Annotated in this window: 20 protein-coding genes; 10 read left to right on the top strand and 10 right to left on the bottom strand. The window is 70.7% G+C overall.

Features of this window, described 5'->3' with window-relative positions; translation table 11 throughout:
• Window positions 1–70 precede the first annotated feature (70 nt).
• Window positions 71–538: a PTS sugar transporter subunit IIA gene (locus tag ACLIME_RS08495; RefSeq protein WP_124769707.1), complete on the top strand. Its 468-nt coding sequence runs from the start codon at window positions 71–73 to the stop codon at window positions 536–538.
• Window positions 535–807: a PTS sugar transporter subunit IIB gene (locus ACLIME_RS08490; RefSeq protein ID WP_064294838.1), complete on the top strand. Its 273-nt coding sequence runs from the start codon at window positions 535–537 to the stop codon at window positions 805–807. Before ACLIME_RS08495 ends, ACLIME_RS08490 begins: the two co-directional genes overlap by 4 nt.
• Before the next feature lie 56 nt (window positions 808–863).
• Here ACLIME_RS08490 and ACLIME_RS08485 read toward each other — a convergent pair whose 3' ends face one another.
• Entirely contained in the window at window positions 864–2,567 is a 1,704-nt protein-coding gene (locus ACLIME_RS08485) for a phospho-sugar mutase (protein ID WP_411558646.1), read from the bottom strand.
• Window positions 2,564–3,397 (bottom strand): purine-nucleoside phosphorylase, encoded by an 834-nt coding sequence (locus ACLIME_RS08480; protein ID WP_079707324.1) that lies wholly within the window; start codon window positions 3,395–3,397, stop codon window positions 2,564–2,566. Before ACLIME_RS08480 ends, ACLIME_RS08485 begins: the two co-directional genes overlap by 4 nt.
• A 128-nt stretch (window positions 3,398–3,525) precedes the next feature.
• On the opposite strand from ACLIME_RS08480, the gene ACLIME_RS08475 reads away from it, so the two are divergent.
• Window positions 3,526–4,962 (top strand): NAD(P)H-quinone dehydrogenase, encoded by a 1,437-nt coding sequence (locus ACLIME_RS08475; protein WP_079707323.1) that lies wholly within the window; start codon window positions 3,526–3,528, stop codon window positions 4,960–4,962.
• A 38-nt stretch (window positions 4,963–5,000) separates the two neighbouring features.
• On the opposite strand, the gene ACLIME_RS08470 is transcribed toward ACLIME_RS08475, so the two are convergent.
• From ACLIME_RS08470 to ACLIME_RS08460, 3 genes are all read right to left on the bottom strand, one after another.
• Complete coding sequence (locus ACLIME_RS08470) at window positions 5,001–6,638, bottom strand: LuxR C-terminal-related transcriptional regulator (protein ID WP_411558645.1); 1,638 nt, start codon at window positions 6,636–6,638, stop codon at window positions 5,001–5,003.
• A gap of 54 nt (window positions 6,639–6,692) precedes the next feature.
• The gene (locus tag ACLIME_RS08465) at window positions 6,693–8,453 is read right to left on the bottom strand and encodes a biotin carboxylase N-terminal domain-containing protein (RefSeq protein WP_079707321.1); all 1,761 of its coding nucleotides are present in this window, start codon (window positions 8,451–8,453) and stop codon (window positions 6,693–6,695) included.
• Between the two features lie 96 nt (window positions 8,454–8,549).
• Window positions 8,550–9,200 (bottom strand): Maf family protein, encoded by a 651-nt coding sequence (locus tag ACLIME_RS08460; protein WP_079002868.1) that lies wholly within the window; start codon window positions 9,198–9,200, stop codon window positions 8,550–8,552.
• A 62-nt stretch (window positions 9,201–9,262) separates the two neighbouring features.
• On the opposite strand from ACLIME_RS08460, the gene ACLIME_RS08455 reads away from it, so the two are divergent.
• The 4 genes from ACLIME_RS08455 (at window position 9,263) to ACLIME_RS08440 (ending at window position 13,599) form a co-directional block, all read left to right on the top strand.
• Window positions 9,263–10,567 carry a class I SAM-dependent RNA methyltransferase gene (locus ACLIME_RS08455; RefSeq protein WP_411558644.1) on the top strand — a complete coding sequence of 435 codons (1,305 nt, stop codon included), beginning with the start codon at window positions 9,263–9,265 and terminating at the stop codon, window positions 10,565–10,567.
• Window positions 10,568–10,644: 77 nt separating this feature from the next.
• On the top strand, window positions 10,645–11,301 hold the full coding sequence (locus ACLIME_RS08450) for a response regulator transcription factor (RefSeq protein ID WP_064294846.1): 657 nt from the start codon (window positions 10,645–10,647) through the stop codon (window positions 11,299–11,301).
• The gene (locus ACLIME_RS08445) at window positions 11,291–12,541 is read left to right on the top strand and encodes a sensor histidine kinase (protein WP_124769703.1); all 1,251 of its coding nucleotides are present in this window, start codon (window positions 11,291–11,293) and stop codon (window positions 12,539–12,541) included. Before ACLIME_RS08450 ends, ACLIME_RS08445 begins: the two co-directional genes overlap by 11 nt.
• Window positions 12,538–13,599 carry a hypothetical protein gene (locus tag ACLIME_RS08440; RefSeq protein WP_411558643.1) on the top strand — a complete coding sequence of 354 codons (1,062 nt, stop codon included), beginning with the start codon at window positions 12,538–12,540 and terminating at the stop codon, window positions 13,597–13,599. The genes ACLIME_RS08445 and ACLIME_RS08440 overlap by 4 nt, the downstream gene beginning before the upstream one ends.
• A 243-nt stretch (window positions 13,600–13,842) precedes the next feature.
• Here ACLIME_RS08440 and ACLIME_RS08435 read toward each other — a convergent pair whose 3' ends face one another.
• The 3 genes from ACLIME_RS08435 to ACLIME_RS08425 form a co-directional block, all read right to left on the bottom strand.
• Entirely contained in the window at window positions 13,843–15,114 is a 1,272-nt protein-coding gene (locus ACLIME_RS08435) for a DUF222 domain-containing protein (RefSeq protein ID WP_411558642.1), read from the bottom strand.
• Between the two features lie 648 nt (window positions 15,115–15,762).
• Complete coding sequence (locus tag ACLIME_RS08430; RefSeq protein ID WP_411558641.1) at window positions 15,763–16,014, bottom strand: acyl-CoA carboxylase subunit epsilon; 252 nt, start codon at window positions 16,012–16,014, stop codon at window positions 15,763–15,765.
• Window positions 16,011–17,612 (bottom strand): acyl-CoA carboxylase subunit beta, encoded by a 1,602-nt coding sequence (locus ACLIME_RS08425; protein WP_071262519.1) that lies wholly within the window; start codon window positions 17,610–17,612, stop codon window positions 16,011–16,013. The genes ACLIME_RS08430 and ACLIME_RS08425 overlap by 4 nt, the downstream gene beginning before the upstream one ends.
• A 139-nt stretch (window positions 17,613–17,751) precedes the next feature.
• On the opposite strand from ACLIME_RS08425, the gene ACLIME_RS08420 reads away from it, so the two are divergent.
• Window positions 17,752–18,543, top strand: a complete 792-nt coding sequence (locus ACLIME_RS08420; RefSeq protein ID WP_192006821.1) for a biotin--[acetyl-CoA-carboxylase] ligase — start codon at window positions 17,752–17,754, stop codon at window positions 18,541–18,543.
• On the opposite strand, the gene ACLIME_RS08415 is transcribed toward ACLIME_RS08420, so the two are convergent.
• Complete coding sequence (locus tag ACLIME_RS08415; RefSeq protein WP_411558640.1) at window positions 18,527–19,339, bottom strand: EI24 domain-containing protein; 813 nt, start codon at window positions 19,337–19,339, stop codon at window positions 18,527–18,529. The two genes, ACLIME_RS08420 and ACLIME_RS08415, sit on opposite strands and share 17 nt — an antisense overlap.
• A gap of 101 nt (window positions 19,340–19,440) precedes the next feature.
• Here ACLIME_RS08415 and ACLIME_RS08410 point away from each other — a divergent pair, with 101 nt between their 5' ends.
• Together ACLIME_RS08410 and ACLIME_RS08405 are read left to right on the top strand one after the other, a co-directional pair.
• Window positions 19,441–19,998: a PH domain-containing protein gene (locus ACLIME_RS08410; protein WP_231884331.1), complete on the top strand. Its 558-nt coding sequence runs from the start codon at window positions 19,441–19,443 to the stop codon at window positions 19,996–19,998.
• 129 nt (window positions 19,999–20,127) lie between these two features.
• Window positions 20,128–21,273 (top strand): 5-(carboxyamino)imidazole ribonucleotide synthase, encoded by a 1,146-nt coding sequence (locus tag ACLIME_RS08405; RefSeq protein WP_124769697.1) that lies wholly within the window; start codon window positions 20,128–20,130, stop codon window positions 21,271–21,273.
• A 59-nt stretch (window positions 21,274–21,332) separates the two neighbouring features.
• Here the strand turns inward: ACLIME_RS08405 and ACLIME_RS08400 are convergent, their stop codons facing one another.
• Window positions 21,333–23,168 (bottom strand): sulfite reductase subunit alpha, encoded by a 1,836-nt coding sequence (locus ACLIME_RS08400; protein WP_411558638.1) that lies wholly within the window; start codon window positions 23,166–23,168, stop codon window positions 21,333–21,335.
• Window positions 23,169–23,188 lie beyond the last annotated feature (20 nt).

Genomic DNA, 23,188 nt, shown 5'->3' with positions numbered 1-23,188 from the left:
CAGGCTTCCAGCCTCGGAGCGTTACGATGGTTCCGATCCATTCGGGTCGACCGATCCTCTGATTGAAGCGATGCCACTCCCAGAACTGTCCGAAGCCAGCGTCGCGCTCCACGTCGAAGCCGACGACTGGCGCGAGGCCATCCGCGTAGCCGGAGCGCTGCTGTCCGACACCCACGCGACGGACGCCGCGTACACCCAGCGGATGATCGACGTCGTCGAGGAGTTCGGCGCATACGTCGTGATCGCGCCGGGCCTGGCGCTCGCGCACGCCCGACCGGGTGCCGACGTCCACGACGACGCCCTCGTCGTCGCGACCCTGGCTGCTCCGGTCCGGTTCGGCCATCCCCACAACGACCCCGTCTCGGTGGTCCTCGGCCTCGCCGTCACCACCGCCGAGTCGCACGTGGGCTGGGTGGCGGAGATCGCCAACGTCTTCAACGACGAGACCGCCATCCCGCGGCTCGCAGCGGCCACGACGCTCGACGAGGTGCGGGCCGTGTTCGGTGCGTCCCCCCTGAGCATCGGAGACCAGGCATGAAGATCGTCGCCGTCTGCGGTTCGGGAGTCGGCTCCTCCGCGATCCTCAAGCTCAACGCCGAACGCGCGCTCGAACGCCTCGACCTCGAGGCCGACGTTGTCGCCGGCGACATCGAGAGCCTCGGCACGACCGCGGCCGACGCCCAGGTGATCCTGACCTCGCCGGAACTCGTCGAGCGCATCGGCAAGACCTTCGCCGACATCGTCGTCATCGACAACTACTTCGACCTCGCCGAACTCACCGAGAAGCTCGAACGCGCCATCGGCTGACGGGTGCGGCCCGGTCTCCGGGCCGCACCCGTCAGGCCGCTCAGCCCGTCGAGGCGCTAGGAGACGAGCGCCGTGAGATCCGTCCGCAGCGCGGCGAGCCGCGCGGTGACCGTCGCCGCCCGCTCGGCGGCGTCGCCGTCGGCGGACTGGACGTCGACGTACACCTTGAGCTTCGGTTCCGTGCCGCTCGGCCGGATCATGACCCGGGTGCCGTCGTCGAGCCAGACGCGCAGGACGTCGCTCGGCGGGAGCGCCTCGAAGCCGTCGGCGAGGTCGTCGATCCGGGTCACCCGGGCTCCCGCGAGCTCCGTCGGCGGGAGTGCCCGGAGCCCGGACATGACCTCGCCGATGCGGCTGAGCTCCGCGTAGCGGATGGAGATCTGGTCGCTGCCGAAGGAACCGAAGGTGTCCGCGAACCGGTCGAGGAGCCCCGCGACGCTCTCGCCCGCCTGCGCCGACGCCGTCGCGAGACCGAGGAACGCCACGGCGGCCGAGATGCCGTCCTTGTCGCGCACGGTCCCGGGGTTCACGAGGTAGCCGAGGGCCTCCTCGAAGCCGAAGACCATGCCCGGCGTCCGGGAGATCCACTTGAACCCGGTGAGCGTCTCCCGGAACTCGAGGCCGTGCGCCTCGGCGACGATGCGCAGGGCGGGGGAGGAGACGATCGAGCACGCGAGCGTGCCCTCGGGTGCCGCGTCGCCGTCGAGTGCGGCTCTGGCGGCCTGGGCGGCCCGCCAGCCGAGGAGGAGACCGACCTCGTTGCCGGTGAGTCGACGGAACCCCGACGGCGCCGCGTCGTCGGGGATCGCGATCGCCAGGCGGTCGGCATCGGGGTCGTTGGCGATGATGAGGTCGGCGCCGACTGCTCGCGCCGTCGCGAAGGACAGGTCGAGTGCGCCCGGCTCTTCCGGGTTCGGGAAGCTGACGGTCCGGAAGGTGGGATCGGGATCGATCTGCTCGGTGACGAGTTCCGGTGCCGGGTAACCGGCCGTCTCGAGGACGCGTCGGGTCGTCTCCCAACCCACGCCGTGCATGGCCGTGTAGACGACGCGCAGCTGGCCGCCCGCCGGGGCGGGAGCGACGGCCGCGGTCTCGGCGACATAGGCGTCGACGACGTCCTCGCCCGCGATCTCGAACCCGTCGTTGCGCGGGAGGTCCTGGACGAGCGCCGTCTCGGCGATGCGCCCGATGTGGGCGGCGATGGCCGCGTCGGCGGGGGAGACGATCTGGGACCCGTCGTGCTCACCGCCCAGGTACACCTTGTAGCCGTTGTCGGCGGGCGGATTGTGACTCGCGGTCACCATGACTCCGGCGGAGGCGTCGAAGAACCGCACGGCGAACGCGAGGACGGGCGTCGGGAGGAGCCGTGGGAGCAGGATTGCGCGGACACCGGCACCGGCCATCAGCTCGGCGGTGTCGCTGGCGAACACGGCGGAGTTCTTCCGGCCGTCGTATCCGATGACGACGCTCGGCGTCACCCCTTCCGGCGCCTGCTCGATCAGGTAGGCGGCGAGCCCGGCCGCGGCCTGCGACACGAGAACCCGGTTCATCCGGTTGGAGCCGGCCTCGATGCGACCGCGGAGCCCGGCAGTGCCGAATTGCAGTCGGGTGTCGAAGCGGTCGTGCAGCTCGGCGACGGCCACGTCGTCGGACACCCGGGCGCGTTCGACGAGGCCTGCCAGTTCCGCCCGGGTCTCGTCGTCGGGATCCTGGGCGAGCCAGGCCTCGGCGGTCGTGAGCAGGCTCGTCGCCTCGCTCACAGGGCCGCGACGATCTGCGCGAGGAGCTTGCTGATCACCGGCTCGGCCGCCTGGCCGGCTTCGATGACCTCGGCGTGGCTGAGCGGCGTCTGCTGGATGCCGGCGGCGAGGTTGGTGATGAGCGACATCCCGAGGACCTCCATGCCGGCCTGACGTGCGGCGATCGCCTCGAGCGCGGTCGACATGCCGACGATGTGGCCGCCGATCGCCTTCGCCATCTGGACCTCGGCCGGGGTCTCGTAGTGCGGTCCGCGGAACTGCGTGTAGACGCCTTCGTCGAGCTCCGGAGCGACGCTGTGCGCGATGTCCCGCAGCCGCTTGGCGTAGAGGTCGGTGAGGTCGATGAACGTCGCGCCCTCAAGCGGCGAGTCGGCCGTGAGGTTGATGTGGTCGCTGATCAGCACCGGCGTGCCGGGCGTCCAGTGGTCCTTGATGCCGCCTGCGCCGTTCGTCAGCACCATGATGCCCGCGCCGGCCGCAGCGGCCGTCCGCACGCTGTGCACGACACGGCGGACGCCGTGGTTCTCGTAGTAGTGCGTCCTGGCGCCGATGACGAGCGCACGCTTCCCGCTCGGGAGCAGGACGGAGCGCAGGGTGCCCACATGGCCCTCGAGCGCCGGCTTCGAGAAGCCGACGATCTCGGAGGCCGGGATCGTCGCCGTCGTCTCGCCGATCAGGTCGGCCGCCTTGCCCCAGCCGCTGCCGAGGGTGAGTGCGATGTCGTGGCGTTCCACGCCGGTCTTCTCAGCGATCTGGCCGGCGGCTTCGCGGGCGATCTCGAAGGGATCGACATCGGACAGATCGAGTGGGTTCGCAGAGGTTTCGGACATCCTCTCACTCTAGACAGGGGCGGGGCCGCCGCCCAACCGTGCCGACCCCGCTCATCCGCGCACGATGCCCACCGCCGCAGGCCCGAACGGGTTTGGTCCCGCCCCTGGTGGCGCGCGAGAATGGACGCATGGCCTACGAGTTCGAACGCAAGCAGCGAGTGGCGATCATCGGAGGCGGACCCGGCGGGTACGAGGCTGCCCTCGCCGGGGCACAGCTCGGGGCCGACGTCACGCTTGTGGAGCGCACGGGCGTCGGCGGCGCGGCGGTCATCACCGACGTCGTCCCGTCCAAGAGCCTCATCGCCACGGCCGACGCGGTCGGGGCCATCGGCGAGGCGGCCGACCTCGGTGTGCAGTTCTTCGTCCGCTCGGAGACCACCGGGAAGCCCAGCCGTCCCGAGGTCGCCGTGAACCTGGCCGCCGTCAACAAACGGCTGCTCGGATTGGCCCGCCAGCAGTCCGAGGACATGCGGGCGAGTCTCATCCGTGCCGGTGTCCGCATCGTCAACGGTCAGGGGCGGCTCGACGGACCGAACGAGGTCATCGTCTCGACCGACCTGTCCGGCGGCACCGACTTCGACCGCATCGAGGCTGACACCGTCGTCGTCTCCGTCGGCGCGAGCCCGCGCCAGTTGCCCTCCGCCCTGCCGGACGGCGAGCGCATCCTCACCTGGACGCAGCTCTACAACCTCACCTCCGTCCCCGAGCACCTCATCGTCGTCGGCTCGGGCGTCACCGGCGCCGAGTTCGCCTCCGCCTACACGGCGCTCGGCTCGAAGGTCACGCTCATCTCGAGCCGCGACCAGGTGCTGCCCGGTGAGGACGCCGATGCCGCGGCGGTCATCGAGAACGTCTTCAAGCGCAACGGCATGACGGTCCTGTCGAAGTCGCGGGCCGACTCCGTCACACGGACCGAGACCGGCGTCGTCGCCACGCTCTCCGACGGGCGCACGGTCGAGGGTTCGCACTGCCTCATGGCGGTCGGTTCGGTGCCCAACACCGCCGGGATCGGTCTCGAGGAGGCTGGCGTGCAGCTGACCGATTCCGGGCACATCCGTGTGAACCGGGTGGCCCGCACGAGCGTCCCCAACATCTACGCCGCCGGTGACTGCACGACCTTCCTGCCGCTCGCGTCCGTCGCGTCGATGCAGGGTCGCACCTCGATGCTGCACGCGATGGGCGACGCGGTGAACCCGACCGAGATCCGCAACGTCGCCGCGAACATCTTCACGCAGCCCGAGATCGCGACTGTCGGCTGGACCCAGAAGCAGATCGAGGACGGCATCGCCCAGGGCGAGATCTACAAGCTGCCCCTCGCCCAGAACCCGCGCGCGAAGATGATGGGCATCAAGGACGGTTTCGTCAAGCTGTTCGCGCGGACCGGCAGCGGGACGGTCATCGGCGGGGTCATCGTCGCCCCGAAGGCCAGCGAGCTCATCTTCCCGCTCGCCCTCGCGGTCGAGCAACGGCTGAACGTCGACCAGGTGGCACGTGCCTTCACGGTCTACCCGTCACTCACCGGGTCGATCACCGATGCTGCGCGCGCCATGCACATCGTCGAATAGGCGTCGTCCTCGTCGAACCGGCGCTGAGACGCCGGAGTTCACCGATCGCGGTTCGCGAGCACGATGCGTGCGACGGCGACCCGCGAGCGCACGCCCCAGGCCTGGAAGACGGCGCTCAGATGCTTCTCCACGGTCTTGCGGGAGATGCCGAGGGCCGTCGCGATCTCGTCGTTCGACAGGCCGTCCGCGACGAGTTCGGTGAGGTCCCGCTGTCGGGGCGTCAGCGGCGCGGTCGGGACGGGGACGGCGGTCAACGGCAGCGTGGCCGGGAGCCGAGAGGGGAGCTGGCGGCGGGACACGATCCCGAACGCGGCGAGCACCCGGGTGACGTGCGCGTCGACCGTGCGCGAGGAGAGCTGGAGGACGGACGCGATCTCCGCCGTCGAGTTGCCCTCCGCGGAGAGCAGGGCGACCTCGCGTTCACGGGGCGACAGTCCGTCCCAACCGGATCCGGCGACCGGCGCGAGACGTCGGCCGATCGCCTTCAGCTCCCGGGCGGCGGAGCGGGTCGCGGCGGTGTGCCCGCCGAGGACCGCCTGCTCGGCGAGCGCGGCCAGCTCACGGACGGCCTGCGTCCGGTCGGACATGGCGATGAGGGCACGCGTCGCGAGGATCTCGCCGATCCCGGCTTCCAGCATGCGGCCGTCGACCAACGCGCGGGTGGTCGCCGTGCGCGCGAGCGCCAGCGCCTCGGCGGGTCGTCCGCGGAGGAGTTCGAGCTTGCACTGCATCCGGAGGATGGCCGGCCCGGGGACCCTGCGGTCGACATCGGCGGCGATGAAGCCGATGAGGCGTTCCGATTCGACGAGGTCGCGGTCGAGGAAGGCGCTCGAGACGAGCAGCTCGATCGCGAGGGCGCGGTCCTGGACGGACAGGCCGCTGAAGTCGTTCCCCGAGGCGCTCCGCGCGAGGGCTGCGGCTCCGTGGTCGTCCGCGAGGGCGGCGAGACCGTAGCCGACGAGGAGGTAGCACGTCGTCTGGAAGGCGCCCGTGGGCTCGGGGATGGCCTGGCGGACGCGGCGTGCGAGTGTCCTGGTCGCCCCCTGCTCAGCACGGTTCCCGGCGACGAGGCACTGCACGGCCTCCGCGTACAGCGCGGTCGGTCCGCTCCCGGCCCGCTCGAACATCGCGAGCGCGGCGGCCTCTGCGTCGGCGACGCGTCCCTCGTTGAGTAGGAGGCGGGCGAGGACCCCGTCGACGAGCGTCCGGTACAAGCGGCCCGGGGTGGCGGCGATGTCGTCGGCGAACGCGTCGGCGAAGCGCCGGGCGGCGTGGATCAGGACGTTGACGACGGCACCCTCGACCAGCAGATACCCGACGAGCCAGGCCAGGGTCGGCTCGAGGTCGCCGCCGTCGTCGACGAGGGCGTCCGCCTCCGCGAAGCACCCCTCCAGCTCCGAGCCGGACGAGCGGTCCGATCCGAGGGCCAGCCCGGCCGCCCCGAGCACGAGCAGGCGTGTCGTCCGGTCGGAGTCCGTCGAGGCGGCGAGCGCGTCCACCGCGTCCCGGCGACAACTCGCGAAGTCGGCGGTGGTGAACCGGGCGTAGGACAGGAGGGCGAGGACGCGGGGATCGGACGCCGCGTGCGGCTCTGCCTCGAGCAGCGCGATCGCACCGGCGGCGTCGAAGTCCGCCACACGATCCAACGCATCTTCGAGGAGGTCGGCTGCTGACACCTGTTCAGCGTATCGTCGCCGGGTCCGATGCGACGCCCGAAGGCGCCGGTTGGGTCAGCTGATGGTGAGGAGCTGGTGACCCGAGGAGACCGTGGCGCCGACCGTCGCGTCGATCGCGCCGACCGTGCCGTCCTTGTGCGCCGTGATGGGCTGTTCCATCTTCATCGCCTCGAGGACGACGACGAGGTCGCCCTTCACGACGACATCGCCCTCGGCGACCGCGAGCTTCACGATGGTCGCCTGCATGGGCGCCGAGACCGAATCACCGGTCGCACCCGAGACCACCGCTGCACCACCGCGGCGGTGCGGGGCGGGAGCGGCGACCGGTGCACCGACGTTCAGCCCCAGCTGTCCGCCCGGAAGGCTGACCTCGAGCCGCTTGCCGCCGACCTCGACGACCACCGTCGAGCGGGCGGCGGGTGCCTGCTGTGCATCGATGGATCCGTCCCAGGGCTCGATGTCGTTGACGAACTCCGTCTCGATCCATCGGGTGTAGACACCGAAGGTGCCGTCCTCCGCGGTGAACGCGGGGTCGCGGACGATCTTGCGGTGGAAGGGGATGACGGTGGGGAGGCCGGCGACCTCGAACTCGTCGAGCGCGCGACGACTGCGCTCGAGCGCCTCCTCGCGGGTGCGTCCCGTGACGATGATCTTGCCGAGGAGCGAGTCGAACGCCCCCGAGATCGTGTCGCCGGCCGTGACGCCGGAGTCGAGGCGGACACCGGGGCCCCCGAAGGTCTTGAAGACGTGGATCGGGCCCGGCTGCGGGAGGAAGCCGCGTCCCGGGTCCTCGCCGTTGATGCGGAACTCGAAGGAGTGGCCGCTCGGCTGCGGGTCGTCGTAGTCGAGGACGCCGCCCTCGGCGAGGCGGAACTGCTCGCGGACGAGGTCGATGCCGGTGATCTCCTCGGAGACCGGGTGCTCGACCTGCAGGCGGGTGTTGACCTCGAGGAAGGAGACGGTGCCGTCCTTGCCGATGAGGAACTCGCAGGTGCCGGCGCCGAGGTAGCCGACCTCCTTGAGGATCGCCTTCGACGCGCGGTAGAGCTCCGTCACCTGGTCGTCGGTGAGGAAGGGTGCCGGTGCCTCTTCGACGAGCTTCTGGTGGCGACGCTGCAGCGAGCAGTCGCGGGTGGAGACGACGACCACGTTGCCGTGTGCGTCGGCGAGGCACTGTGTCTCGACATGGCGCGGCTGGTCGAGGTACTTCTCGACGAAGCACTCGCCCCGTCCGAACGCTGCGATGGCCTCGCGGGTGGCGGACTCGAAGAGCTCGGCGACCTCCTCGCGCTCACGGGCGACCTTGAGGCCGCGACCGCCGCCGCCGAAGGCCGCCTTGATGGCGACGGGCAGGCCGTGGATGTCGACGAAGTCGAGCACCTCCTCGGCACCCGAGACGGGGTTGAGCGTGCCGGGGGCGAGCGGAGCGCCCACCTTCTCGGCCACGTGGCGGGCCGAGACCTTGTCGCCGAGCCGCTCGATGGCCTCGGGCGACGGGCCGATCCAGATCAGCCCGGCGGCCATGACGGCACGCGCGAAGTCAGCGTTCTCGGCGAGGAAGCCGTAGCCCGGGTGGACGGCGTCGGCGCCGGACCGTCGGGCGATGGACAGGAGCTTGTCGATGACGAGGTACGTCTCCGCGCTCGTCGTCCCGTCGAGGGCGTAGGCCTCGTCGGCGAGACGGGCGTGCATGGCGTCGCGATCCTGGTCGGCGTAGACGGCGACGGAGGCGATCCCGCTGTCCTTCGCGGCTCGGATGACGCGGACGGCGATCTCGCCACGGTTGGCGATGAGGACCTTGGTTATACGTGGCACAGTCCACGAGCCTACCGGGAGGCCCGGGTGAGCCTTTGGCTCACACGCACAAAAAAGCCGCAGGAACGACGTGTCGCCTCTACAAGTGCTGGGGTGTCAGAGGGCGCCGCGCCGGTTGCGGAGCTCGTGCCAGTCGTGTCCCAGCGTGCGGACGAGACGCCGCAGGGTCGGGAGCGAGAGGCCGACGACGGTCGACGGATCGCCCTCGATGCGGGTGATGAAGGCGGCACCCAGACTGTCGATCGTGAACGCCCCCGCCACCGCCAGGGGCTCGCCCGATGCGATGTAGGCGTCGATCTCGGCGTCGTCGAGGTCGTCGGCGAAGGACACCTCGGCGCTCGCGACCGCACCGATCCCGACCGGCGAGGCGCCGGTGCAGTCGATGAGCCAGTGACCGGAGTACAGGGTCCCCGTCCGGCCGCGCTGGGCGTGCCAGCGTTCGCGGGCGCGCTCGGGGGTGTGGGGCTTGCCGTGGACGACGCCGTCGAGGACGAACACCGAGTCGCCGCCGAGGATGAGGTCGGCCGCGTCGCCACGTTCGCGCACGACGGCCAGAGCGGCCTCCGCCTTCGCGCGGGCGAGGAGGGCCACGACCTCGTCGGGGGCGAGGGGGGCACCCGCGGCGCGGGTCGCATCGTCGACGGCCTGTTCCTCGTCGACCGACGACGGGACGACGATCGGCTCGATGCCACTCGACCGCAGCAGGGCGAGTCTGGCCGGTGACGTGGAGGCGAGCGTGAGGCGCATGACGGTTCCTTCTGCAGTGGACGGTGGACTCCCCGCGGCCGCCCGTGTGACATGCTCGACGCATGAGCACGACGACTGCACGCACCGTGGAACTGGACATCACCAACGTAGCCCACGGGGGTGTCTTCGTCGCCCGGCACGAAGGCCGGGTGGTCTTCGTCCCCGACACGCTCCCCGGTGAGCGCGTGCGGGCGCGCATCGTCGACGAGAACGAGAAGCGCTTCTGGCGGGCGGAGACCCTGGAGGTCCTCACGCCGTCCGAGCACCGCCGTCCGCACGTCTGGGCCGAGGCCTCCGTCGACCGCGAGCCGAGCGAGCGGGCCGGGGGAGCGGAGTTCGGACACATCGAGCTCGCCCACCAGCGCGCGTTGAAGCACCAGGTCCTCTCGGAAGGGCTCGAGCGGTTCGCCGGCGTCGCTCCCGAGTTCACGGTCGCCGCGGTCGACGGCGAGACGGCCGACGGCACCCGGTGGCGGACGCGGGTCTCCCTGCACGTCGACCAGCACGGCAACATCGGCCCCTACGCCTCGAGGTCCCACCACGTCGTCCCCGTCGACGACCTGCCGCTCGCGATCGAAGCGGTGGCCGAAGCGGCCAAGCTCGAGGAGCTGCCGCACGGCACCACCTCCATCGACATCGTCGCCTCCTCGACCGGGGCGGTCCGCGTCCTGACGCGTGCGGACGAGGCGGGAGGCGGCGACCGCCGACGCGGTGGCGGGCGCGGTCGACGCGGGGGACCGAAGCCGGTCCGTCCCGCGGCAGACCCGATCCGCGAGCTCGTCGGCGAGCGCGAGTTCATCGTCGACGCGAACGGATTCTGGCAGGTCCACCGTCAGGCTGCGACGACCCTCCAGCAGGCGGTGTCGGCGGCCATCGACGACGCGCGCTTCGACCCGCGCGCCGCGAACCTCGACCTCTACGGCGGCGTCGGCCTCCTGGCCGCGGGCGTGGGGGACCGCTTCGGCTCCACCACCCGCATCACGACCGTGGAGAGTGACGAACGCGCCACCGAGTACGCGGGCGAGAACCTGTCCGAGTGGGTGGGCGCACAGGCCGTCACGGCCAAGGTCGACGCGTTCCTCCGGTCGGAGATCGCCTCGGGGAGCCGCATCGAGCGGTCCCGATACGCCACCGCGACCGTCGTGCTCGACCCGCCCCGCTCAGGTGCGGGTGCTGAGATCGTCGCGATGCTCGGTGAACTCCGCCCCGCTTCGATCGTCTACGTCGCCTGCGACCCCATCGCGCTGTCCCGCGACGTCGCCCTCCTCGCGGAGCAGGGATACGAGCTCGACCACCTCGCCGGGTACGACCTCTTCCCCAACACCCACCACCTCGAGGCCGTGGCCGGCTTCAGCCGCACGGCTTGAGCCGGTCTGGGCCGACGGTGGAGACTCGCGACACGACCGTCGTGCCCGGCGGGTCCGGCACTCGCTACGATGGTGCCGTGGTGACAGTCGCAATCATTGATGACCACGAGTCCGTCCGACTCGGGATCGAAGCGGTGTGCGCGCACGCCGGGTATCAGGTCGTGGCGAGTGCCCCGACCGCCGTCGAGTGCATCGCCGCGTTGAACGGTGTGGTGCCCGACGTCGTCGTGCTCGACCTCTCGCTGTCCGACGGCAGCACGCCGACCTCGAACATCCACGCGGTGCAGGCGGTCGGCGCCCACGTCCTCATCCACTCCATCGCCGACCGGGTCGCGCTCGTCCGCGAGGCGCTGGCCGCAGGCGCGTCCGGGGTGATCCCGAAGTCGTCACCGACGGACACGGTCATCGCGGCGATCGGCACGGTCGCCCGCGGTGAGGCGCTCAACAACATCGAGTGGGCGAGCGCGATCGACGCCGACAGCGACTTCGCCCGCGCGCAGCTGGGCCGTCGTGAGCGCGACGTCCTGCACCTCTACGCGTCCGGCCTGCCGCTGAAGACCGTCGCCATGCAGCTCGGCATCGCCTACTCCACGGCCCGCGAACACATCGACCGCATCCGGGTGAAGTACGTCGAGGTGGGTCGCCCGGCACCGACGAAGGTCGACCTGCTCCGCCGAGCGGTCGAGGACGGGATCCTCCCCGGCCTCGATCAAGGCGGGACGGATGTCTCCTAGCTTCCGGGCACCGACCAGGCACCCCGCGATCACCGCGATCCCGAAGGATGCCCAGGCTCAGCGCCGGATGCTGAACACCGCGAACTTCGAACGCCTCCTCGGCCGATCGGTCGCGATCATCGGACTCGTCTTCGGTCTGCAGACGGCGTTCACGACGCTCGGGCAGGGCGTGCAGATCACGGGTTGGTTCGGTGTGGTCTACGTCGCGCTCGTGTTCGGGACGATGTTCGCCGCGATCGTCTGCTGCCTCTTCCTGTGGCACCACCGGATCGCCTCGGGCGTCTTCGCCGCCGTGTTCTTCGTGGCGCTGCTCATCTGGCCGGCGGTCAACGCCGAGGCGTCGACCGACATCAACCAGGAACCGTGGATCTGGTACCTCTGCACGATCGCCGTCGCGTTCGCCTGCATCCCGCTGCAGTTGCGGGGTGCCATCGTGTACCTCGTGGTGACCTCGGTGATGTACGGGGTCAACCGCGTGATCGACGCGGACTTCGCGCCCGCGTCCTTCGAGATCGGGGCGCTCGACGCGTCCTACGCGACGATCATCGGTGGGCTCATCGTCGTGCTCGTCGGGCTGTTCCGCGTGCTGGCCGGTCGGGTCGACACCGCGAGGGCGGCCGCCCTCGCCACCTACGACGCGGCCGTCAAGCAGCACGCCACGGAGGTGGAGCGCGTGGAGGTCGACTCGATCGTCCACGACAGCGTCCTCGCCTCCCTGCTCGCCGCGGATCGGGCGCTGACCCCGAAGTCGGAGGCGCTCGCCGTCATGATGGCGCGGGTCGCGATCGAGCAACTCGAGGGCGTCGGCGCTCCGATGACGAACGAGGACGAGGTCACCGGTCTCGCCGAGCTCATCGAACGGCTGCGTGCGGCCGCGTCGATGCTCGGTGAACCGTTCTCCGTCACGGTCGAGGGGGCCTCCGGCCGGGTCCTGCCCGTCACGGTCGCCAACGCGGTCTACTGGGCGACGGTGCAGGCGATGGTCAACAGCGTCGAGCACGCGGGTTCGGGAGCGGCACGGAGCCTGTCGATCGAGGGCACGGTCTCCGGTGGCGTCTGCGTCATCGTCGGTGACGACGGCGTCGGGTTCTGCCCCGAGCAGGTCGCCGAGGAGCGCCTCGGGCTGAAGGTCTCGATCGTCGAGCGCGTCGCCGCGGTCGGCGGCCGCTCGACGGTGATCTCCCGTCCGGGTGAGGGTGCCGTCATCCGCATCGAGTGGTCACCGGAGCACGGCTCGTGACCCCGGCACCGCGGTACGCCCTCGTCATCCTCGCCGCCCTGTTCTCGGCGTACCACCTGCTCCGTGCGGCGCTGACGCTCGAGACACCCCGCGACGTCGTCCCGGTCCTCATCGCGATGCTCGTCTACGCCGTCGCGAGCGTCCTGAGTCTCTGGCCGATGGGCACGACGCGCATGCCGTCGTGGCTCGCGAGCATCAACCTCGCGACCGCGATCATCGTCCCGTTACTGGTGACCAGCCAGCTCGACCCCACGCGGAACAACGGGTACGCCACCTGGCACGTCGCGTCGATCGGGACGCTGATGACGATCACCGTGGTCCGGCAGCGGGAGGCGGTCGCGTACATCGGGATCGTCTTCCTCACGGTCCAGTCGCTCCTCTGGGCGGGTCCGGGACTGGCGCTCGGGATGGGCGTCACGGGCAGCCTCATCTGGGTCATCCTCGCGAGTGTGCTCACCCGATCGATCGCCGGGGCGCAGCACGACGCCGAGCGCCTCACCCAGGCGGAGCATGCGACCTCGGACTGGCAGGCGGCGCAGTACGCGCACGTGCACGAGCGGCGACGACGCCTCAGCCAGACGGGCCGCCTCGCGACCCCGATGCTGCGTACGATCATCGCCAACGGCGGCAGGCTCTCCGTGGCCGATCGCACGGAGTGCCGCACGCTGGAGGCCAGTCTCCGCGACGAGATCCGCGGGCGTCACCTCCTGAGCGACCCGGTCCGGTCCGAGGTGCTCGCGGCCCGACGGCGCGGAGCGATCGTGAACATGCTGGACGAAGGCGGCCTCGAGGAGCTGGACGCCGGCGTCCTCGATGCGATCCACGAGCAGATCGCCGAAGCGCTCGCCGCCTCGCAAGCCACCCGCCTCATCGTGCGGAGCGTCCCGGACGACGAGCGCGTCGCGGTGACCGTGGTCGGCCTGCGCGCGGTGCACCGCGATCCGGGCGTCGCTGCGGGTCCGGACGACGACGACGAGGAACTCGACGTCTGGCTCGAGATCCCGCGCGACGGCTCCCGTGCCGGCGTGGGCGCGGTCGGCGTGTCCGACGAGGGCTGAACCGCTTCGACGGTGCAACACCCTTCGACAGGCTCAGTGCGGCATTGCTCAGGGACCGGAGCTACTCCGGGTGGACCGCCGCCGTCCACAGAACCGGCGCGACCTGAGTACCCTTCGACAGGCTCAGGGACCGAATCGTTCCCGGTGAACCTCTCCCGGTCACTGAGCCTGTCGAAGTGCCCACGAGAACCCCTTCGACACGTCGACAAGCTCAGTGCGACGCAGCTCAGGGACAGGCAGCGGTCAGAACGGGGCGGGGTCCGGTTCCGTCCGATGGCGCTTCCCGTCAGGTGTAGTCCACTCGAGCGCCCCGCCGGGCCCGTGGTCGAGGTTCCATCCGGGCAGGTGCTTCATCCGGTGATGATGTCTGCAGAGACACGCGAGGTTACCGACATCCGTCGTCCCGCCGTCCTCCCAGGCGACCGAATGGTCGAGGTCGCAGGCTCGGGCGCGCCTCCCGCAGCCCGGTGCCCGACAAGTGCCGTCCCGGAGGCGTACCGCGCGTTGCAGGTCGGCCGGGACCCGGTACTGGCTGCGCCCGACGGAGAGCACCGCACCCGTCTCTGGCTGGACGAGGATCCGGGTGAAGCTGGGTGCGTTCACCGCGATGCGTGCGGCGGTCTCCGGGTCGATGGGGCCGTACCCGTCCAGCATGGCCGGTGCGTCGCTGACGCCGGCCATACTGAGCGCCGGGACGGTGATCTGCACGGTCGGCTTGATGTGTTCCTGGACCTCGATGGGGTGCGGGAGCACTGGGCTCAACGTCACGTCGTCAGGCGTGACGCCGCTGAGCGCGAGCGCCGCGAGGGCGTCGGCCTGCAGTTGGGCGCACGTGCGGGTGTCACCGGCCTTGCGTGACTCCGCGGCAGCCGCTTCGACCCGCTCCGCGAGGCCTTGCGCGATGGGCGCGGTGGTGAACAGGTGTACCCACGCCATGCCGTCCGCTGCCGGCTCGAACTCCACCCGGCGGTCCGCCTCGGACCGCCGGGCGCGTGCCGTAATGGACTCGGGGTGAAGGCGCTCGCGGAGGACGCGGGCGCGTCTGCGGAGGTTCGCGTTGGTGGACTCTTCCGCGACCGGCAGGACCTCAGCGAGGAACGCCGCCCGCCCTGCGGTCGGCACGTCGCTGAGTTGGTCGATGATCGTCTGCGCGTGCCGCGCCGAGATGCGGCCGACCTCGAGGGACGCGAGCACGGCGGGCGCGTCGTTCACGAGGCGCTCGGCGTCGTTCGTCGCCCGCTGGACCGTCTGCTCGGGCGTTCGGGTTGCCATCGCGAGGGCCGCGCAGGTCGAGCGGCGCGAGAGCGCCTGCCGTTCGGCCGGCGGGAAGATCGCCGGAACCGTGACGTCTGCGAAGGCGTCCGCGTAGGCGGCAGAGCGGGCAAGGAGCCGGGCCTCCTCGGCGTCCAGAGCAGCACGCCGCCGCTGGATGTCCGCGTAGTGGTCCGAGAACTCCGCGAGGCGCGCGGCGTGCTCGTCGCTCGCGCGGATCGCGGTGAGGGTGGTCTCGGTCATGGAACAAGTCCACCACGAACCACTGACATTCCAGATGCCGAGTCGAGTTGGTTGTGGAAGTTGCTCGTGTGCCCTTCGACAAGCTCAGGGACCGGAGAAGGTTGCTCAGGGACCGGAAGAGGATCACCGGAGCGGGAGGTTCTTCGTGTGCCCTTCGACAGGCTCAGGGACCGGAGGGGGTTGCTCAGGGACCGGAGGGGGTTGCTCAGGGACCGGAGGAGGCTGCTCAGGGACGGGAGGGGGTTGCCAGGGACCGGGAGAGGATCACCGGAGCGGGAGGTTCCTCATGCGCCCTTCGACGAGCGCATGAGCCGGACGCATCCGAGCGAACCGCTCCCCGCGACTGAGCCTGTCGACGTGCCTGGTCCTGGACGAACGAAAGGAGGGCCAGCACCCGATGCTGGCCCTCCGTGACGTTCGTGGGTCAGAGCGGTAACCCGAATACCGCTCTGACCCGCCCCCGAACTCCTGCCCGCTTACCCTAGATGGAGCAGGAGCTGGTGAAGTGGTCTCGATGAGACGCAACTTTCGAGAATGATGATCCTCCATCAGGGGTACCCCCAACAGTCGGCACTATGGAGGACACGAATGGGGGACAGCACCGCGAGCCGCGAGGGGCAACCGGCGTGGGTCCTCCGTCGAGACGGCTCAGCCCGTGAACGCGCGCCAGTGTCCTGGGCCCACGGTGATCCCCGTGCGGAGGTTCCGCCTCGTCCGCTCCCACGTCGACGGGACGCGAGGTGCCGGGGCGGTGTCGGCGTCGCGCAGCGCCTGTTCGGCGATCGCCACGCTCAGCACCGCGGTGAGTGCCGCGAGCTCCTCATCGGTGGGCGTACCGCGCTCGATCCGGAGATCGATCGACGACGGCTCGGTCGGGCTCGGCTCGGTGCCGGTGCTCACAGCGGGATGTTCCCGTGCTTCTTGGCGGGCAGGCTCGCACGCTTCGTCCGGAGCGCGCGGAGCGCCTTGATGACCGAGACCCGCGTGGCCGCCGGCTCGATGACGCCGTCCAGCTCGCCGCGCTCGGCGGCCAGGAACGGGCTCGCCACGTTGTAGGTGTACTCGTTCGCGAGGCGCGTGCGCACGGCGGCGACGTCCTCGCCGGCCTCCTCGGCCCGCTTGATCTCGCCGCGGTACAGGATGTTGACGGCACCCTGCCCACCCATGACCGCGATCTCGGCCGTGGGCCAGGCGAGGTTGATGTCGGCTCCGAGCTGCTTCGAGCCCATGACGATGTAGGCGCCGCCGTAGGCCTTCCGCAGGATGACGGTCACCAGGGGCACCGTGGCCTCGGCGTAGGCGTAGAGGAGCTTCGCGCCGCGGCGGATGACGCCGGTCCACTCCTGGTCGGTGCCGGGCAGGTAGCCGGGGACGTCGACCAGGGTGAGGATCGGGATGCTGAACGCGTCGCAGAACCGGACGAACCGACTCGCCTTCTCGCCCGCTTCGATGTTGAGCGTCCCGGCCATCTGGGAGGGCTGGTTGGCGATGACGCCGACCGACCGTCCCTCGACGCGCGCGAAGCCGATGACGATGTTCGGGGCGAAGAGCGGCTGGACCTCGAGGAAGTCGGCGTCGTCGACGACGTGCTCGATGACGGTCTTCACGTCGTAGGGCTGGTTCGGCGAGTCGGGGATGAGGGTGTTGAGTCGGCGGTCCTCGTCCGTCGTCTCGAGCTCCACCTCGACGTCGAAGACCGTGGCCTCGGACAGGTTGTTGTCGGGCAGGAAGCCGACGAGGGTGCGGGCGTAGTCGAGGGCGTCCGGCTCGTCGCTCGCGAGGTAGTGGGCGACGCCCGAGCGGGTGTTGTGCGTGTACCCGCCGCCGAGCTCCTCCATGCCGACGTCCTCGCCCGTGACGGTCTTGATGACGTCGGGGCCTGTGACGAACATCTGGCTCGTCTTGTCGACCATGATGACGAAGTCGGTGAGCGCGGGGGAGTAGACGGCGCCGCCGGCCGCCGGACCCATGATGATGGAGATCTGCGGGATGACCCCGGAGGCCTGCGTGTTGCGTCGGAAGATCTCGCCGTACTTGCCGAGCGCGACGACCCCCTCCTGGATGCGCGCGCCGCCGGAGTCGAGCATGCCGATGATCGGGACGCCCGTCTTCAACGCGAGGTCCATGATCTTGATGATCTTGTCGCCGGCGACCTCGCCGAGCGAACCGCCGAAGATGGTGAAGTCCTGCGAGTACACGGCGACCTGGCGGCCGTGGATGGTGCCGGTGCCGGTGACGACGGCATCGCCGTACGGCCGTGAGCGGTCCATGCCGAAGGCGGTCGTGCGGTGCCGCACGAACTCGTCGAGTTCGACGAAGCTGCCGTGGTCGAGCAGCTGCTCGATCCGCTCCCGCGCGGTGAGCTTGCCCTTCTTGTGCTGCTTCTCGATGGCGGCTTCGCCGCTCGCCGTCACGGCCTCGTGATAGCGGTTCTTGAGGTCGGCGAGCTTCCCGGCCGTCGTGTACAGGTCAGGGCCGGAGGTGGTTTCGTCGGTCACGCTTTCACCTTACCCGGTGGTCCCCCGGCCGACCCGTTGACGATCGGGTACAAGCGGCGCGCCGATCCGTTGTCGGCATCGTCCAAGCGTGCCGGCGGGCGACGCAGGCGCCGACGACCGGCCTCAGTAGGGTTGTGCCATGGATCTGCCCCTCACCGCCGCCCTCGTGCCACGCCTCGAGATCCTCGCCCACGCCGGCTCCACCAACGACGAACTCGCCCGACGCGTGCGCGAGGACGGCGGCGACGCGTGGCCCGACCGCTCGGTGGTCCTCACCGACGACCAGCGCGGGGGACGAGGCCGCCTCGGTCGCGTGTGGACGGTGCCACCCGGCACGTCACTCGCCGTCTCGGTCCTGCTCCGGCCGGTCACTCCGTCGGGTGATCCGCTCCCGCTGCAGGCCTACGGCTGGCTCCCGCTCCTCGCCGGTGCGGCGCTCGCAGAATCACTCCGGGAGCTCGGGGTGCCCGCCGACGTGAAGTGGCCGAACGACGTCCTCATCGGCGGCCGGAAGGTGTCCGGCATCCTCGCCGAGCTGCTGCCGAGCGGGGACGCGGTGATCCTCGGGACCGGCGTCAACCTCCGTCAGCGTGCCGAGGAACTGCCGACCGACCGGTCCACCTCGCTCGCGCTCGCCGGCCTCGCCGATCCTGACCCGGACACCGTCCTCGTCGGCTACCTGCGTGCGTTCGGCGCCCTGTACGACGCCTACCTGGCCGCGTCCGGTGACGCCGAGGCCAGTGGGCTCCGAGCGGCGGTCACCGAGCGATGCGTGACATTGGACAGCTCGGTGCGGGTGGAACTCCCCGGCGGCGACGTCCTGACCGGCACGGCCGAGCGGATCGACGCGGACGGGCGGCTCGTCGTCCGACCGACCGACGGTGGTGCGCCGGTCGCGGTGGCGGCCGGCGACGTCACGCACGTGCGCTGAGCGTTCCCGCCTGTTCGCTGAGGGACCGGCGTGCGAGCACCGTCGCGCCGGAGACGGCTGCCGGCATGACCAGCACGGACAGGACCGGCACGAGGAAGAGGATCGCGACCGTCATCCCGAAGCCCAGGGTGCGGGCGCGTCTCCTGGCGAGGACCTGGCGGCGGTCGCGCAACGACAACCCCCTCGCGTCGAACGCGTAGCCCGTCAGTTCGAGGGCGAGGAACCAACCGCTCACGGCGAGCCCGAGCACCGGGACCACCGTCTGGCCGATCACCGGGACGAAGCCGAGGAGGAAGAGGACGGCCGCCGTCGGGATGGTGAGCAGGAGCAGGCCGAGTGCCCGGGTGACACCGGTGAGGATTCCGCGCCAGGCGGACTCACCCGACTCCGGAGGAGCGTCGCCGAGGGTGCGTTCGACGTCGGCCCAGATCCGCTCGTAGAAGGGGTCGCCGACGAGGAGCGTCGCTGCGGCGTAGGCGTACAGCATCACCACGACGGCGACGGCCACCAACGCCACCGCGGCGGCCACCCGGATGGACGAGCGGTACGGCTCGTCCCAGGTGTCGGCGAACGGTGTCGCCCAGTCGACGATCGTGGCGGCGTTGACGCCGAGGACGACGAGCAACGCGATGAACACGACGCCCACGATCGCGGCGGGGATCATGCCGAGCAGCATGCGCTTCGGCGAGGTGCCCCAGAGGCGGAACCCGCCGAAGAGGATGCCGATCCCCTCGAGGAACGACCCGACCACGCCGGGTTGCTGCGCCGTCGGTGCGGTGCTGTCGGCCGGTTTCACGCCTTCATGCTAGCCGGGCGGCCGATGCACGGATGTTCGGGATCGCCGACGGGCGGGGTGGGAGCAGGCGGCGGGTTCCCGCGACTGCTAAGAATGGGAGTATGGCTGATCCCGGTATGACGGGGCCGGGCAGGCCGGCTCCTCCCGCGGCGGCGACCGAACGTGTGGTCGCACGCCTGCGTCCGCATGCCCGGCGGCTCCTGCTCCCCGCCCTCCTGCTCATCGCGGTGAGCGGCGCCGGTGCGTACTTCTTCGGCTCGTTCGACCTCGAGTGGCAGAACTGGGCCGTCCTGATCGGCGGCGGGGTGATCGTGCTGGTCGCCTGCGTCCTGCCGTTCATCGCCTGGCTGTCGGTCCGTTACGTGATCACGACCCGGCGACTGATCGTCCGTCGCGGGTTCTTCGTGCGGACGCGCCAGGAGCTCTACCACGCCCGCGGCTACGGCATCACGGTGCACAAGAGTTGGGTGCAGAGCGCCTTCGGGAGCGGCAACGTCCGGGTGACGAGCGGTGGCGAGGTGCCGGTCGTCCTGAGGGACGTGCCCGGTGCGGTCCTCGTCCAGAACGCCCTGCACGAGCTCGTCGCGGAGAACCAGAGCATCGCCGCGCCGTACCCGGCAGCACCGCCTCCGATGCAGCAGCCACCGGTCCGACGCTGACCGGTGCGGGGCGCGCCCGGCCGGTACGATGTTCGAGTCGGGGCACCCGCCGATCCGCCTCCGGATCCGCCCGTCCCGCCTGCCGAAACGAGACCCGCCGGCCGGTCGCCGGAGAGCTGGAGTGAACCCATGAGCATTCGCGTCGGAGTGATCGGCGGCGGTCAGCTGGCCAGGATGATGGTGCCTGCGGCCGTGAACCTCGGGCTCGACATCCGCGTGCTCGCCGAGCAGGAGGGCATGTCCGCCCGGCTCGCCACCGTCGAGGTGGGCGACTACCGCGACGCCGACACGGTGCTCGCCTTCGCCGAGACGGTCGATGTCATCACCTTCGACCACGAGCACGTGCCGCAGCACGTCCTGCGGGCACTCGTCGACGCCGGTGTGCAGGTGCACCCGGGACCGGACGCGCTCGCCGTCGCCCAGGACAAGCTGCTCATGCGCGAACGCCTGACGGAGCTCGGACTGCCGGTGCCCGACTGGGCGCGCGTGCACGATCAGGAGGAGCTTGCCGCCTTCCTCGCCGAGCACGGTGGGAAGGGCGTCGTGAAGACGCCACGTGGTGGCTACGACGGCAAGGGCGTCCGTGTCGTCCATGGACCGAACGAGGTCGACGACTGGTTCACGGCGCTCTCCGAGGACGCCAACGGCGGAGCACTGCTCGTCGAGGAGCTGGTGTCGTTCCGGCGCGAGCTCGCCCAGCTCGTCGCCCGGCGCCCGTCCGGCGAGGTGGTGCCGTGGCGCGTCGTCGAGACCGTGCAGCTCGGTGGGGTGTGCAGCGAGGTCATCGCTCCGGCGCCCGGCTCGGCTGGTCGGCTCGCCGACACCGCGGAGGAGATCGCCGTGACCGTCGCGACCGCGCTCGGGGTGACGGGCGTCCTGGCCGTCGAACTGTTCGAGACCGACGACGACCGCCTGCTCATCAACGAACTCGCCATGCGTCCGCACAACAGTGGGCACTGGACGCAGGACGGCAGCGTCACGAGCCAGTTCGAGCAGCACCTGCGCGCCGTCCTCGACCTGCCCCTCGGCTCGACGGGCTGCCACCGCGATTGGACCGTCATGGTGAACGTGCTCGGCGGGCCTGCCGAGGGGACGCTCGACGACCGCTACCCGCAGGTCCTCGGTGCGCACCCGCTGGCGAAGGTGCACAACTACGGGAAGGACCCGCGCCCCGGGCGCAAGGTCGGCCACGTCAACGTCGCGGGCGACGACCTCGACGACGTCGTGTACGAGGCACGTGCCGCCGCAGCGCTGCTCGGCGCCGAGAACGCCTGACCGCCCTTCGACAAGCTCAGGGACCGCGTGGGGTGCTCGGGGACCGGTCGAGGTGTGGCTCAGTACACGTCGCGGATGTAGCGCTTCTCGCGCTTCAGCGTGTGCACGTACTCGGCCGCGGCCTCCGTCGAACGCCCGCCGTGTTCGGCGATGAGCTCGTGCAGCGCCTGGTCGACGTCCTTCGCCATCCGGGAGGCGTCACCGCAGACGGCGAAGTGGCCGCCCTCCTCCAGCCAGGCGTAGAGCTCCTTGCCGTTCTCGCGCATCCGGGTCTGGACGTACACCTTCTCTCGCTGGTCCCGGGAGAACGCGAGGTCGAGGCGGTCGAGCACCCCTCCGGTGAGCAGCTCGCCCAGTTCGTCCTCGTAGATGAAGTCGTGCGCCCGGTGCTGGTCGCCGAAGAACAGCCAGTTCCGACCGGTGGCCCCGCGCTCGCGGCGCTCTTGCAGGAACGAGCGGAACGGCGCGATCCCGGTTCCCGGGCCGACCATGATGAGCGGCGCATCGTCATCCGAGGGCACCCGGAAGCCGGCGTTGGCCGAGACGAAGATCCCGCTCGTCCCGCCCTCGGCGACCCGGTCGGCGAGGTGCGTCGACGCGACGCCGCCGTGGGCCCGGTCACCGACGGCGTAGCGGACGCTCGCCACGGTGAGGTGCACCCGCCCGTCGGCAGCCAGCGGGCTGGACGAGATCGAGTAGGCGCGGTGCTGGAGGGGACGCAGGACGTCGAGGAGCGACTCGGCGTCGAACCGCACGGACGTGGAGCGCAGGAGGTCCAGGATGTCCCGTTCGCGCAACCAGGAGTCGAGCGTCTCCGCCTGGGCGAGCGCCAGGATGCCGGCGAGCTCCGAGTCGGGCGCGCGGTCCGCGAGCTCGGCCACGAGGTCCTTCGAAGGGGTCCGGATCTCGAACCCGTGGGTGAGCCGTTCCGCCAGGGTCGAGCCGTCGACCGACTCGTCCGCGGTCGCATCCAGTTCGGCAATGATGGCATCGACGAGCGCCGGGTCGTTGCTCGGCATGACGCCGAGGGCGTCGCCCGCCGCGTACTCGATGCCGCTGTCGCCAAGGTCGAACTCGTAGTGCCGGATCTCCTTCGACGAGGCCGGCCCGGAGAGGACGCGGTTGACGGCGAGGGTCGCGCCGTACGGCGTCTTGCGTGTCCACGGTGAACGCGTGCGGCCGGGCTTCTTCGCCGGTTTGGCGGCCGGCGCGGGAGCGGATGCGGCATCGGCGTCCGTCGGGGCGAGGGCGCCGAAGAGCGACAGGGCCTGCGTGGTCCACGCCGCGGCGGGCTCCTCGTAGTCGACGTCGCAGTCCACGCGGGCGAGGATGCGTTCCGCGCCGAGCTGCTCCAGGCGCGTGTCGATGAGTTTGCCCGCCTGGCAGAACCCGTCGTATCCGGAGTCGCCGAGCGCGAGCACGGAGAACTTCAGGCCGTCGAGGCGTGGTGCGGTGCTCGCCTGGAGCGTCTCCCAGAACAGTTCGGCGTTGTCGGGCATCTCACCTTCGCCGTAGGTGGAGGTGATGACGACGACGTGTCCCATCGCCGGGAGCCGGTCCACCTCGACGTCGTCGAGTCCGATCGTCGTCACCGCCACACCGTAGCCGGAGGCGGCTCGGCCGAGATCCTCTGCGATGGCCTCCGCGGTGCCCGTCTGCGTGCCGACGAGCACGTGCAGGGCGAGCTGCGGTGTCCGGCCACCGGCGTCGGTGACATCGATCGCGCTGGAGCGGACCCCCGCCAGGAATCCGGCGAGCCAGACCCGCTGCTCGGGGCTGAATGGCGCGTCCGCCGGGATGAACGGGTCGTCTGCGCTGCTGCCGAGCGCGGCGAGCGCCTCGAAGAGCACCGGGCTCGGTGTGCTGGTGGCCGCCGGGGCCTGGGTCGAGGTCATCGTCCCCTCCAGTTCGGGCG

It is taken from the genome of Plantibacter sp. MPB07 (genome assembly GCF_046619465.1).
Classification (GTDB): Bacteria; Actinomycetota; Actinomycetes; order Actinomycetales; family Microbacteriaceae; genus Plantibacter; species Plantibacter auratus.
Note: the sequence above shows the minus strand (reverse complement) of the source record. Positions and strands in the feature narration are given on the sequence as shown.

Coding starts and splice junctions, on each gene's coding strand:
- ACLIME_RS08420 (WP_192006821.1), top strand. CDS start 17,752: ATGGATCTGCCCCTCACCGCCGCCCTCGTGCCACGCCTCGAGATCCTC.
- ACLIME_RS08455 (WP_411558644.1), top strand. CDS start 9,263: ATGAGCACGACGACTGCACGCACCGTGGAACTGGACATCACCAACGTA.
- ACLIME_RS08490 (WP_064294838.1), top strand. CDS start 535: ATGAAGATCGTCGCCGTCTGCGGTTCGGGAGTCGGCTCCTCCGCGATC.
- ACLIME_RS08410 (WP_231884331.1), top strand. CDS start 19,441: ATGGCTGATCCCGGTATGACGGGGCCGGGCAGGCCGGCTCCTCCCGCG.
- ACLIME_RS08495 (WP_124769707.1), top strand. CDS start 71: ATGCCACTCCCAGAACTGTCCGAAGCCAGCGTCGCGCTCCACGTCGAA.
- ACLIME_RS08400 (WP_411558638.1), bottom strand. CDS start 23,168: ATGACCTCGACCCAGGCCCCGGCGGCCACCAGCACACCGAGCCCGGTG.
- ACLIME_RS08405 (WP_124769697.1), top strand. CDS start 20,128: ATGAGCATTCGCGTCGGAGTGATCGGCGGCGGTCAGCTGGCCAGGATG.
- ACLIME_RS08480 (WP_079707324.1), bottom strand. CDS start 3,397: ATGTCCGAAACCTCTGCGAACCCACTCGATCTGTCCGATGTCGATCCC.
- ACLIME_RS08435 (WP_411558642.1), bottom strand. CDS start 15,114: ATGACCGAGACCACCCTCACCGCGATCCGCGCGAGCGACGAGCACGCC.
- ACLIME_RS08475 (WP_079707323.1), top strand. CDS start 3,526: ATGGCCTACGAGTTCGAACGCAAGCAGCGAGTGGCGATCATCGGAGGC.
- ACLIME_RS08445 (WP_124769703.1), top strand. CDS start 11,291: ATGTCTCCTAGCTTCCGGGCACCGACCAGGCACCCCGCGATCACCGCG.
- ACLIME_RS08460 (WP_079002868.1), bottom strand. CDS start 9,200: ATGCGCCTCACGCTCGCCTCCACGTCACCGGCCAGACTCGCCCTGCTG.